The sequence below is a fragment of the Mesorhizobium sp. M7A.F.Ca.MR.362.00.0.0 genome, from assembly GCF_004023175.1.
In the GTDB taxonomy this organism is placed as follows: Bacteria; Pseudomonadota; Alphaproteobacteria; order Rhizobiales; family Rhizobiaceae; genus Mesorhizobium.
In genome coordinates, this window is record NZ_RZTF01000183.1 from 1 (window position 1) to 12,263 (window position 12,263).

Annotated in this window: 9 protein-coding genes and 1 pseudogene; 9 read left to right on the plus strand and 1 reads right to left on the minus strand. The window is 64.8% G+C overall.

All coding sequences use genetic code 11. The annotated features are described in order from the left end of the window. Positions 1–61 precede the first annotated feature (61 nt). Positions 62–2,171: pseudogene (locus EOC06_RS21105) on the plus strand (molybdopterin-dependent oxidoreductase). A gap of 54 nt (positions 2,172–2,225) precedes the next feature. Here the strand turns inward: EOC06_RS21105 and EOC06_RS21110 are convergent. Beyond that, positions 2,226–2,705 carry an Lrp/AsnC family transcriptional regulator gene (locus EOC06_RS21110; protein WP_127381214.1) on the minus strand — a complete coding sequence of 160 codons (480 nt, stop codon included), beginning with the start codon at positions 2,703–2,705 and terminating at the stop codon, positions 2,226–2,228. A gap of 106 nt (positions 2,706–2,811) precedes the next feature. On the opposite strand from EOC06_RS21110, the gene EOC06_RS21115 reads away from it, so the two are divergent. The 8 genes from EOC06_RS21115 to EOC06_RS21150 all read left to right on the plus strand — a co-directional run bounded on the left by EOC06_RS21115 (position 2,812) and on the right by EOC06_RS21150 (position 12,230). Beyond that, on the plus strand, positions 2,812–4,020 hold the full coding sequence (locus EOC06_RS21115) for a diaminopropionate ammonia-lyase (RefSeq protein WP_128308697.1): 1,209 nt from the start codon (positions 2,812–2,814) through the stop codon (positions 4,018–4,020). Continuing rightward, positions 4,017–5,243 (plus strand): Zn-dependent hydrolase, encoded by a 1,227-nt coding sequence (locus EOC06_RS21120; protein WP_128308698.1) that lies wholly within the window; start codon positions 4,017–4,019, stop codon positions 5,241–5,243. Before EOC06_RS21115 ends, EOC06_RS21120 begins: the two co-directional genes overlap by 4 nt. A 17-nt stretch (positions 5,244–5,260) precedes the next feature. Then, positions 5,261–6,433, plus strand: coding sequence for a M20 aminoacylase family protein (locus tag EOC06_RS21125; protein ID WP_128308699.1), 1,173 nt, complete (start codon positions 5,261–5,263; stop codon positions 6,431–6,433). A 441-nt stretch (positions 6,434–6,874) separates the two neighbouring features. After that, on the plus strand, positions 6,875–7,048 hold the full coding sequence (locus EOC06_RS21130; protein WP_081738796.1) for a hypothetical protein: 174 nt from the start codon (positions 6,875–6,877) through the stop codon (positions 7,046–7,048). A gap of 89 nt (positions 7,049–7,137) precedes the next feature. Beyond that, entirely contained in the window at positions 7,138–9,231 is a 2,094-nt protein-coding gene (locus tag EOC06_RS21135; protein WP_128308700.1) for an ATP-dependent helicase, read from the plus strand. A gap of 17 nt (positions 9,232–9,248) precedes the next feature. Further along, positions 9,249–10,025, plus strand: a complete 777-nt coding sequence (dapB, locus tag EOC06_RS21140; RefSeq protein ID WP_128308701.1) for a 4-hydroxy-tetrahydrodipicolinate reductase — start codon at positions 9,249–9,251, stop codon at positions 10,023–10,025. A gap of 176 nt (positions 10,026–10,201) precedes the next feature. After that, the gene (locus EOC06_RS21145; RefSeq protein ID WP_128308702.1) at positions 10,202–11,215 is read left to right on the plus strand and encodes an ABC transporter substrate-binding protein; all 1,014 of its coding nucleotides are present in this window, start codon (positions 10,202–10,204) and stop codon (positions 11,213–11,215) included. Between the two features lie 160 nt (positions 11,216–11,375). Then, a complete protein-coding gene (locus EOC06_RS21150) occupies positions 11,376–12,230 on the plus strand; it encodes an ABC transporter ATP-binding protein (RefSeq protein WP_128308703.1) in 855 nt (284 codons plus the stop codon). Positions 12,231–12,263: the final 33 nt, after the last annotated feature.

A 12,263-nucleotide genomic window follows, 5' to 3' on the forward strand; every position in this document is an offset into this window, starting at 1 on the left:
ATCAAGGGGAGGGTAAGATCTGGCCCTACACGCCGCGTCCGGAACCGGTTAACCTCGCCCCATGAACCAACACGCCAAGCTTCGCATCGGCCATTCGGCCTGTCCGCATGATTGCCCCTCGACCTGCGCGCTCGAGGTCGAGTTGCTTGACGGCAACCGCATCGGCCGCGTCCATGGCGCCAAGTCCAACAGCTACACGGCCGGTGTCGTCTGCGCCAAGGTTGCCCGCTATGCCGACCGCGTCCATCATCCCGACCGTTTGCTGAAGCCGCTGATCCGCGCCGGTTCCAAGGGCGACGGCGCCTGGAAAGAAGCAAGCTGGGAGGCGGCGCTCGACCTCGTCGCCGAAAAATTCATTGCGGCCGAGGAGAAATACGGCTCGGAGACGGTCTGGCCCTATTATTATGCCGGCACGATGGGGCTGGTGCAGCGCGACGGCATCGACCGGCTGCGCCACGCCAAGAAATACTCCGGCTTTTTCGGTTCGATCTGCACCAATCTCGCCTGGACCGGCTGGATGATGGGCGCCGGCGCCTTGCGCGGGCCGGACCCGCGCGAGATGGCGAAATCCGATTGCGTGGTGATCTGGGGCACCAATGCGGTGGTGACGCAGGTCAACGTCATGACGCACGCCATCAAGGCGCGCAAGGAGCGCGGCGCGAAGATCGTCGTCATCGACGTCTATGAGAATGCGACGATGAAGCAGGCCGATCTCGGCCTGGTGCTGAAGCCGGGCACCGATGGCGCGCTGGCCTGCGCGGTCATGCATGTGCTGTTCAGGGAAGGCATGGCCGACCGCGCCTATCTCGAAAAGTACACGGACGACCCGAAAGGGCTGGAAGCGCATCTCGAGACGCGCACGCCGGACTGGGCGGCCGGGATCACCGGCTTGACGGTCGCCGAGATCGAGGCCTTCGCCCGCCTCGTCGGCACGACTAAAAAGACCTATTTCCGCCTCGGCTACGGCTTCGCGCGCCAGCGCAATGGCGCCGTCAACATGCATGCAGCGTCCTGCATCGCGGCTGTCACCGGCAGCTGGCAATATGAGGGCGGCGGCGCCTTCCATTCCAACTCCGGCATCTTCAAGCTCAACCAGGAAGTTCTGGAAGGCACCAGGATGCGCGATCCCTCGATCCGCCATCTCGACCATTCGCGCATCGGCCCGGTGCTGACCGGAGCCAGCGACGCGCTTTATGGCGGCCCGCCGGTGACGGCGATGCTGATCCAGAACACCAATCCGGTGAATGTCGCGCCGGAGCAGCGGCTGGTGAAACAGGGTTTTATGCGCGACGACCTGTTTTCTTGCGTGCACGAGCAGTTCATGACCGATACGGCCATGCTTGCCGATGTCGTGCTGCCGGCGACGATGTTCCTCGAGCACGACGACGTCTACAAGGGTGGCGGCAACCAGCACATCACGCTCGGCCCCAAGCTGATAGAGCCGCCGGAAGGGCCGCGCACCAACCATTTCGTCATCGAGCAATTGGCTGGACGCCTCGGCGTCGCCGATCGCCCGGGCTTCGGCATGACCGAGCAGCAGCATATCGACATCATCCTGGGCAAGCGCGGGCTGGGTAGTTTCGAAAGCTTGAAGGAAGACAAGTGGGTCGACCTGCAGCCGGACTTCGACACCGCGCATTTCATCAAGGGGTTCGGCCACGCCGACGGAAAATTCCGTTTCCGCGCCGACTGGACCGGGCAGGCGGCGCCCCAACCGGCCGCCGAAAAGCATGGGCCTGTTCGGCCCGGTGGCGCTTCTGCCGGAATTCCCCGACCATGTCGACCTGATCGAGGTCGCCGACGAAGCGCATCCGTTCCGGCTGACCACGTCGCCGGCGCGCAATTTTCTCAACTCGACTTTTTCGGAAACACCGGTGTCCAAGGCCAGGGAGGGCCGGCCGGAACTGCTTCTGCATCCCGATGATGCCGCAGTCCTTGGGTTGGCCGACGGCGACCGTGTCGAGGTCGGCAACACGCGCGGCGAAGTCGTGCTGCATGCGAAACTGTTTGACGGTATCAAGCGCGGCGTCGTCATCGCCGAAGGCATCTGGCCAAACAGCGCGCATGAGCGCGGCGAAGGCATCAACGTTCTGACCGGCGCCGATGCGCCGGCGCCCTATGGCGGTGCTGCCTTCCACGACAACAAGGTGTGGCTGCGCGCGGCCGGCTAAGGTTGGCGAGAACTCCGCTCGTCTCGCGCCGGATCACACCGTTCAGGGATACGCTCAGCCGGGCAATGGCACCGTCAACCCGACCTTGACCCGGTCCATGGCAACGAACGTTCGGAACTTGCGGACATTGTTGCTGTCGAAGAACAGTTTTCGCGTCAGCGCCTCATAGGCGGCCATGTCGGCCACGGTGATGACCAGGATGAAATCGGCCTCGCCGGTGACGTAGTAGCATTGCTGAACCTCGGGGGTTGCCGAGAATTGCCGCTTGGCCGCGTCGATCAGTTCGGCACGTTCGCTCTCGAGTTCCACCTCGACGAAGATGGTGATGGGCTGGCCGACCGCTGCCGGCTCGACGACCGCGACATTGCCGGCGATGACGCCGGTCTGCTCCATGCGCTTGATGCGGCGCTGCACCGCCGGTGCCGACAGGTTCACCGCCTCGCCGATCAGCCGCTGCGGCGTCGTGTTGTCGCGCTGCAGGATGGCAAGGATGGAGAGATCGAAATTGTCGAGCGAGGGTGGCGATACAGGCAATGGAGAGGTCCTCGGCGAAACAAACTTGCATTTGGGAGGCCATATTACAGCGCCCTTTGCACCGATCCTGCAATATATTCTCGCCGAATGCCAAGGAGGCCCGCCAGTGTTCCTGCTCAATCGCAATACTCTGCATCGCCTGCCACTCGATCCGGCCGATGCCGAAATCCTCGGCATGGCCGGCGCTGACACGGTCGAGCGTTTTCTTTCCCATCGCGACAATCACCTGAAAACGCCGCTGCATGCGCTTCCGGCGTTTGCCAGCGAACTCGGAATTAGCGCGATCCATATCAAGGATGAAGGCTTTCGCCTCGGCCTCGGCAGCTTCAAGGCTCTGGGCGGCGCCTACGCCGTTTTTCGCCTGGTGCTGGAGGAGGCCGGCAACCGGCTTGGCCGGCCCGTCGATGTTGCCGATCTCGATCGGCCCGAAGTGGGTGCCGTCGCCACGGCGATGACATTTGCCTGTGCGACCGACGGCAATCATGGCCGCTCCGTTGCGCAAGGCGCGCAACTCGTCGGCGCGCGGGCGGCGATCTTCGTCCACGCCGGCGTCAGCGAGGAGCGCATAGCGGCGATCGCCCGCTATGGTGCCGAGATGATCCGCGTCGACGGCAACTATGATGATTCGGTCAGGCAGGCCGCCCAGGTTTCGGCCGAGAAGGGCTGGACCGTCGTGTCCGACACCTCATGGCCGGGCTATGAACGGATTCCTGGTTTGGTCATGCAGGGCTATACGGCGATCGTGCGCGAAGCGCTGCGTCAGCTCCCTCGGACACCAACCCACGTCTTTGTGCAGGCTGGTGTCGGTGGCATTGCCGCCGCGCTGGCCGGTCATCTCGCCATCGTGCTCGGTGACGCCAAGCCTACCTTCATCGTGGTCGAGCCGGCGCGTGCAGCCTGTGTTTTTGCAGCCGCCCAGGCCGGGCACCCGGTCAAGGTCGCGCATGGCCGGCCGACGGTGATGGCCATGCTTGAATGCTACGAGGCCTCCCCGGTAGCCTGGCGGGTGCTGGCGCGCGCCGCCGATGCCTTCATGACGGTGGATGAGGCCGACGCCATCGCGGTGATGCGGCGGCTGGCCCGGCCGGCCGCCGGGGATCCGGTGATCGTCGCCGGCGAAAGCGGCGGTGTTGGTCTTGCCGGGCTGATCCGGGCGATGGCCGACAACCCGACCGAGCTTGGACTGGACGGCAAATCGCGGGTGCTGGTGATCAACACCGAAGGTGCCACCGACCCGCATCGCTATGCCGAGCTGGTTGGCATGAGCCCGGCCGATGTGCTGGAAGGCAAGATGAAAGCCGAGGCAACGGCATGATCGCGATCGATGCACAGCGCCTGCTTGGCCGTATCCGCGAACTCGGTGCCGTCGGTCGCGACGGCGAGGACAGGCTGATCCGGCTGGCCGCCTCCGACACCGACAGGCAGGGCCGCGACCTCTTCGTCGGCTGGCTGCGGCAGGCCGGGCTCGATGTCGCCATCGACCGGGTCGGCAACATTTTCGGCATCTGGCAGAGCCCGGAAAATGCCGGGCAGGCGCCGCTGCTCATCGGCTCGCATATCGACACCGTCATCGATGCCGGCATTTATGACGGCTGTTACGGGGTGCTTGCCGGGCTGGAAGTGATCGAGACGCTGAAGGCGTCAGGCTTGTCGCCGTCGCGCCCGATCGCGCTCGCCGCTTTCACCAATGAGGAGGGCGTACGCTACACACCCGACATGATGGGCTCGCTGGTCCACGCCGGCGGCATCGATGCCGAAACGGTGCTGGCGGCCGTCGGCACCGATGGCAGCGTGCTGGGGCAGGAACTCGCCCGCATCGGCTATGCCGGTGACCGGGAGCCCGGCCTCCTCAAGCCGCACGCCTACCTCGAACTGCATATCGAACAGGGGCCGGTGCTGGAGCGTGAGGGCTTGCCGATCGGTGCGGTGGAGAATCTGCAGGGCATTTCCTGGCAGCGCATCACCATCGACGGCGTCGCCAACCATGCCGGCACCACGCCGATGTTGATGCGCAACGATGCCGGCCACGCCGCCGCCCGGGTCATCACCTTCCTGCTCGACCGGACCAAAGCCTCGAACGCGCCGACCGTCGCCACCGTCGGCACGATCCGCTTCGAGCCGAATGCCATCAACGTCATTCCCTCGCGCGCGGTCTTCACCATCGATCTGCGCGACCCCGACGAACAGCGCCTGCAGGCGGCGGAGGCGGCGCTTGCCGCCTATCTCGAGCAGCTTGCCGCTGCCGAGAACGTGGTCATTTCGGTCGAGCAACTGGCCCGCTTCGAGCCGGTGATCTTCGACCTGCGCATCGTCGAGCTGATCGAGGCCGCCGCGAAAAACCGTGGCCTCGGTGTCCGGCGCATGACGTCAGGCGCCGGCCATGATGCGCAGATGCTGGCGCGCATCGCACCGGCGGCCATGATCTTCGTGCCGAGCGCCGGTGGCATCAGCCACAGTCCGCGCGAACACACCGATGACGCCGAGCTTGTTGCCGGCGCCAACATCCTGCTTGATGTGGCCGCGCAACTGGCAAAGTAGGTCAGAAGGGGCAAAGAATGTCTGAACTCGATCGCGATGCGCTGAAGCAGGAAATGATTTTCTGGCGGCGCGATCTGCATGCGCATCCCGAGTTCGGTTTCGAGGAGAAGCGTACCGCAGCCTTCGTCGCTGCCAAACTGCGTGAGTTCGGACTCGATGACGTCAGCGAAGGCGTCGGCGGCACCGGTATCGTCGGCACGTTGACGCGTGGCAGCGGCAACCGGGCGATTGCGCTCAGGGCCGACATGGATGCACTGCGCATATCAGAGCAATCGGACGCATCCTACCGGTCCGGCAATCCCGGCATCATGCATGCCTGCGGCCATGACGGCCACACCACCATGCTGCTCGGCGCGGCAAAGCTGCTGGCAGGTGAGGGCGGTTTCGACGGCACCGTGCGCTTCGTCTTTCAGCCGGCCGAGGAATGGGGCAGGGGCGCACTCGCCATGCTCGACGATGGGCTGATGCAGCGCTTTCCCTTCGACGAGATCTTCGGCCTGCACAACATGCCCGGCTTGCCGATCGGGCATTTCGAGACCCGTGCCGGCCCCATAATGTCGGCCGAGGATATCTTCGAGATCGTGCTCAAAGGGCTCGGCGGCCATGCCGCGCGGCCGCATGCGGGCAATGAGACGCTGGTCGCCGCCTGCGCGCTGGTCACCAATCTGCAGACCATCGTCTCGCGCCGGCTGAGCCCGGCCGACATATCGGTGGTTTCGGTGACCGAGCTGATCACCGACGGCACCCGCAACGCTCTGCCCGGCCTTGCCCGCATCCTCGGCGATGCGCGCAGCTTCCGCCCCGAGGTCAGCGCCGAGATCGAGCGGCAGATGCGCATCATTACGCAGGGCACCGCTGCCGCCTACAATGTCGCGGCCGAGGTCAATTACAGCAGGGAGTTCGTGCCGCTGCGCAACGATGCTGAAATGGTCGATGCAGCATTTGCCGCCGCAAGGCAAGTCTTCGAACCCGGCAACATCGCCGTCGCTCGCGAGCCGATGACCGCCTCCGAGGATTTCGCCCGCTTCCTCGACCATGTGCCGGGCTGCTTCGTCTTCCTCGGCAATGGCGAGGGCTCGGCGCCGCTGCACAATTCCAGCTACGACTTCAACGATGAGGGGCTGTTGTTCGGCACGAATTTCCATGTCGCGCTGGTCAGGCAAAGGCTGGGTGGCGAGGCGGGAAGATGATCGCGTTTTGATCGCCAACTCCCGGGTTTATTGAGATTGCCGGGATGATGGTCAAGACAAGCTTGTGACGGCTGGTGACCGATAGGGCCGTGCGCGTCGGTACGTTTTTAACAAAGACAATCCCCCGATGACGCGGGGGAAAGACTCAGCTAGCCTTAACTGTGCGGCGGACCTCATTATCCGCTTGGCCGGCGCTTCGTTCCTCCTCCCAAGCGGCGCCGGCCTTCTTCCCCCAAAGCCTGTCTGGAACGCCACGGCGGCATGCGGCAGGACACGAACCCCGCAGACGCCAGGTTCAGCCTCCGGTGCCCCGAGAATGCATCGGGAAAGCGCTGGCGAAACCCGTAGCCCACCCTCATCTCCGACTGCGCGCGTGGACGATTGGCAAGGGAACCAAATGCGGTTTACCCGGTTGGTTCTGCTCCAAAGGAGTGTTGCACCATGTTCCGTCTGCTCGTCGCCGGCGCCTTCGCCTATGTCACCTATCGTATCGCCAGGAAGATGGTCGAAAACGTGCCCGATACAGTCGACCCGCTGCTGTTGCCGCCGTCGAAGCATGATCGCGAGACCTTGCGGCGGCAGTCGGCCGACATGGGTGTCGATCCGCAACGCTAAAGACAGGGATGTCGCGCTTCGGCCTGTCTAGCACGAGGCCAGCCCCGCATCGATATTGCGAACAAAGCAGAAACGATGCTTGATGGGCGATGAACCTCGCCACTGCTGATTCGACCTTTCGGGACCCGACCGTCCAGCCTGCCTATCTCGCCCGGCTCAACGATGCCCAGCGCCAGGCAGTCGAGCACGGCGACGGCCAGATAGCCGGTCCGCTGCTGGTCATTGCCGGCGCCGGTTCGGGCAAGACCAACACGCTGGCTCACCGCGTCGCCCATTTGGTCGTCAAGGGGGCCGACCCGCGCCGCATCCTGCTGATGACCTTCTCGCGCCGCGCCGCGTCCGAAATGGCCAGGCGCGTCGAGCGTATCGCCGGCGAAGTGCTCGGCCGTGATGCAGCTGTCATCACCGATGCGCTGACCTGGGCGGGAACCTTTCACGGCATCGGCGCGCGGCTGCTTCGCGACTATGCGCTGGAGATCGGCCTCGACCCGGCCTTTACCATCCATGATCGCGAGGATTCCGCCGACCTGATGAACCTGGTCCGCCACGAACTCGGCTTCTCGAAGACGGAAGCGCGTTTCCCCACCAAGGGCACCTGCCTTGCCATCTATTCGCGCGCCGTCAACGCACAGGCGCCGCTCAACGAGGTGTTGGGTTCCGCCTTTCCCTGGTGCGCGGGTTGGGCCGAGCAGCTGAAACAATTGTTCGCCGGTTATGTTGAGGCCAAGCAGGCGCAAAACGTGCTCGATTACGACGATTTGCTGCTCTACTGGGCGCAGATGGCGGCGGAGCCCGAGATAGCAGCGCATCTGGGCGGGCGTTTCGACCATGTGCTGGTCGACGAATACCAGGACACAAATCGCCTGCAGGCTTCGATCCTCATGGCACTGAAACCCGACGGCGCCGGGCTGACGGTGGTGGGCGACGATGCGCAGTCGATCTATTCGTTCCGCGCCGCCGAGGTGCGCAACATCCTCGACTTCCCCAACCAGTTCGCGCAAGCCGCCGACGTCGTGATGCTGGAGCGCAATTACCGCTCGACCGAAACCATCCTGGCGGCCGCCAATGCGGTGATCGGCGAAGCCTCGGAGCGCTTCACCAAGAACCTGTGGTCGGAGCGCAAGTCGACCGACAGGCCAAAACTGGTGACCGTGCGCGACGAGGTCGAGCAGGCCAATTTCGTCTGCGACACCATCCTGGCCGAGCGCGAGGCCGGCACGGCACTGAAATCGCAGGCGGTGCTGTTTCGCGCCTCGCACCACAGCGGCCCGCTGGAGATCGAATTGACGCGGCGCAACATTCCCTTCGTCAAGTTCGGCGGGCTGAAATTCCTCGATGCCGTCCATGTCAAGGACGTGCTGGCGGTGCTGCGCTTTGCCGAAAACCCGCGCGACCGGGTCGCCGGCTTCCGCGTGCTGCAGCTGATGCCGGGCATCGGCCCTTCGGCTGCCGCGCAGATCGTCGAGACCATGACGACGGCGCTGGACGAGGCGATGGGGCTGGCCGGCTGGCGTCCGCCGCAACGCGCCGCCGATGACTGGCCGGGCTTCGTCTCGCTCTATTCCGGCCTGCGCGCCGGCGCCAAATGGCCTGCCGACCTCGAACAGATCAGGCTGTGGTATGAGCCGCATCTGGAGCGCATCCACGAGGATGCGACGACGCGGCGCGCCGATCTCTTGCAACTTGAGCAGATCGGTTCGGGCTATGCTTCGCGCGAACGCTTCCTGACAGAATTGACGCTCGATCCGCCAGACGCCACCAGTGACCAGGCCGGGCCGCCGCATCGCGACGAGGACTATCTGATCCTGTCGACCATCCATTCGGCCAAGGGCCAGGAATGGAAGAACGTCTTCGTGCTCAACACGGTCGACGGCTGTATCCCGGCCGATCTCGGCGTCGGCACCAAGGAAGACATCGAGGAGGAGCGCCGGCTGCTTTACGTGGCGATGACGCGGGCCAAGGACAATCTCAACCTGGTCATGCCGCAACGCTTCTTTCCGCACGGCCAGGCGGCGCGCGGCGACCGCCATCTCTATGCCTCGCGCACCCGCTTCATCCCGGCTTCGATCCTGGCTGCGTTCCAGCAGGTGTCCTGGCCGAGCGCACAGGCGGCACAGGGCAGGGCGGCTCGGCCGGAGGTGCGCGTCGACATCGGCGCGCGCATGCGCGGCATGTGGAAATAGCTGCGGGATAGCGCCCCATGTTGAAACCACCGGTCAGGGTCGCCATAGCGGGTGCGCTGGGCCGCATGGGCCGCGAGATGGCGGACGCCGTGCAGGGCGACGCGCGGCTGGCGCTCGCCGCCCGCTTCCACCGGCCGGGCAGTGTCGGCGAAGGTCTGGTGAGCCGTGACGAGGCGCTTGCCGTGGCCGACGTGGTCATCGACTTCACCACGCCGGCTGCCTCGGCTGATCTGGCCAGCATTTGCGCCGAGCGCGGCGGGCCGTCCCTGGTCATCGGGTCGACGGGCTTCGATGCTGCTGAATCGGCTGCTATCACCGACGCCGCGAAAACGATTGCCATCGTGCGCTCCGGCAGCTTTTCGCTCGGGCTCAACATGCTGGTCGGGCTGGTCGAGCAGGCGGCGCGGGCACTCGATCCCGATGACTGGGACGTGGAGATTGTCGAGACGCATCATCGCCACAAGGTCGATGCGCCATCGGGAACGGCGTTGATGCTGGGCCATGCCGCAGCCGGCGGACGCGGCATCGACCTGGACACGGCAAGGCGTGCACGCGATGGCACCATTGGCGCGCGGCCTCCCGGTGAGATCGGCTTTGCGGTGCTGCGTGGCGGCAGCATCATCGGCGAACACAGCGTGAGCTTCTGTGCCGACGGCGAAATTATGACCTTGTCGCATGCGGCCGGCGACCGCGTCATGTTCGCCCGTGGCGCCATCGCCGCGGCACTCTGGGTGGCTGGAGGTCCGCCCGGCGAATATGACATGCGCGACGTGCTTGGGTTCAACGCCTCGTGATGAGCAGTCCCGCCTGATTTCGTCTATTTCCACTCATCGAACGGCTGAAAGCCAGCTGAAAGCTTGGGCATGCCATGACGGGGGCCGCGGTGTTCACCGCGTGACCGGCCCTGGTGGCCGGTGAGGAGGAAATGCGGCGCAGCCTTTCGGCGCGCCGCCCAGGTGGAGGAAGTTTCGTGACAGGTATCATCTCGAAGTGCGCCTTGCGTTCAGCGGCGCTGGCGTTGGCCATCGCCGCAACGGGTGCCACGGCGGCATCGGCGGCCGACAAGATCACCATCATCGTCGGCGGTATGGAAAAGCAGATCTATCTGCCGGCCGTGCTCACCCAGCAATTCGGCTACTTCAAGGATCAGGGGCTCGATGTCGAACTGGTCAACTCGCGCGCCGGCGTCGAGGCCGAGAATGAATTGCTGGCCGGCGCCGTGCAGGGCGTCGTCGGCTTCTACGACCACACCGTCGACCTGCAGTCGAAGGGCAAGTACATCCAGTCGATCGTCCAATTCAGCCAGGCGCCGGGCGAGGTCGAGCTGGTCTCTGCCAAGCACCCCGAGATCAAGTCGCCGGCCGACTTCAAGGGGGCCACGCTTGGCGTCACCGGCCTCGGCTCGTCGACCGATTTCCTCAGCCAGTATCTGGCCGTGCGCAACGGCCTGAAGCCCGGCGACTATACGCTGCTGCCGGTCGGCGCCGGCAACACCTTCATCGCCGCCGTCAAGCAGGATCAGATCCAGGCGGGCATGACCACCGAGCCGACCATTGCCCAATTGCTCAAGACCGGCGAGGCCAATGTCCTGGTCGATATGCGCACCCCGGAAAAGACCAAGGAAGCGCTGGGCGGCCCCTATCCGGCGGCGTCCTTCTACGTCCAGTCCGCTTGGCTCGAAGACCACAAGGATGAGGCACAGAAGCTCGCCAATGCCTTCGTCATGACGATGAAGTTCATCGCCACCCATTCGGCCGAGGAGATCGCCGACAAGATGCCGAAGGACTATTACGCCGGCAACAGGGATCTCTACGTGCAGGGGCTGGCCAGCGGCAAGGCGATGTTCACGCCGGACGGCCGCATGCCGGCCGACGGCCCGCCGACCGTGCTCAAGGTCCTCTCGACATTCTCCAAGAGCCTGCAGGGTAAGCAGATCGACTTGTCGAAGACCTACACAACGGCATTCGTCGACGCCGCCAAATAGCCTCGTCCCCAACGGTGCGGGCTTCCCGTCTTCGTCCATCGAAGAACAATAGCTTGCGCCGTTTGCCTAAATCAAACCGGCAGCGGCACAGCCCTTGCCGGACCATCTGGAGACCCGCGGCCGCGCTGTGGCTCCTTCCCCATTGCGACAGGAGAGTGCCATGCAACTGCAACCCATGGCGGCCGAGAGACTGTCTCGGGCCGCGCCGCCAGCCGATGCCGCGATCGCCATCGACGATGTGACACTGCGCTTCGTCACACCGGACGGCCACATGATGACGGCGATCCGCGATTTCACCATGACCGTGGCGCGCGGCGAATTCGCCTGCGTCGTCGGGCCGACCGGCTGCGGCAAGTCGACGACGCTCAACCTCGTCACCGGCCTGTTGCGGCCGACGACAGGCAATGTCCGGGTCATGGGCAATCCCGTCAACGACATCAGCCGCGACATCGGCTTCGTCTTCCAGGCCGATGCGCTGTTTCCGTGGCGCAGCGTCATCGACAATGTCGCCGCCGGTCCGCTCTATCGCGGCACGCCCAAGGTGCAGGCCTATGAGCGGGCGCGCGACTGGATCGCCCGTGTCGGCCTGGGGCGCTTCGAAAAGCATTATCCGCACCAGCTCTCCGGCGGCATGCGCAAGCGCGTCGCACTCGCCCAGACCTTCATCAACCAGCCCAAGATCCTGCTGATGGACGAGCCGTTCAGTGCGCTCGACATGCAGACGCGCACCGCCATGCAGGACGAGCTGCTGGGTCTGTGGTCGGAGCAGAAGTCTTCCGTCGTGTTCGTCACCCACGACCTGGAGGAGGCAGTGGCACTGGCCGACAAGGTTTATGTGCTGACGGCAGGGCCTGGCACGGTCAAGAGCGTCTACCGCATCGACCTGCCGCGTCCGCGCGTCATGGCCGACATTCGCTACGACCCGAAATTCGTCGAGATCGCCAAGGTGATCTGGAGCGACCTGCGCGAGGAAGTGCAGCTCGGCCAGAGCCGCACCTTGCAAACCGGCCATTGAGAGGGACACAGCCATGACCGCCATCTCTTCAAC

Bases quoted from the DNA above. Each gene is read 5' to 3' on its own strand.
- dapB (WP_128308701.1), top strand. From the start codon at position 9,249: ATGTTGAAACCACCGGTCAGGGTCGCCATAGCGGGTGCGCTGGGCCGC.
- EOC06_RS21135 (WP_128308700.1), top strand. From the start codon at position 7,138: ATGAACCTCGCCACTGCTGATTCGACCTTTCGGGACCCGACCGTCCAG.
- EOC06_RS21120 (WP_128308698.1), top strand. From the start codon at position 4,017: ATGATCGCGATCGATGCACAGCGCCTGCTTGGCCGTATCCGCGAACTC.
- EOC06_RS21150 (WP_128308703.1), top strand. From the start codon at position 11,376: ATGCAACTGCAACCCATGGCGGCCGAGAGACTGTCTCGGGCCGCGCCG.
- EOC06_RS21130 (WP_081738796.1), top strand. From the start codon at position 6,875: ATGTTCCGTCTGCTCGTCGCCGGCGCCTTCGCCTATGTCACCTATCGT.
- EOC06_RS21125 (WP_128308699.1), top strand. From the start codon at position 5,261: ATGTCTGAACTCGATCGCGATGCGCTGAAGCAGGAAATGATTTTCTGG.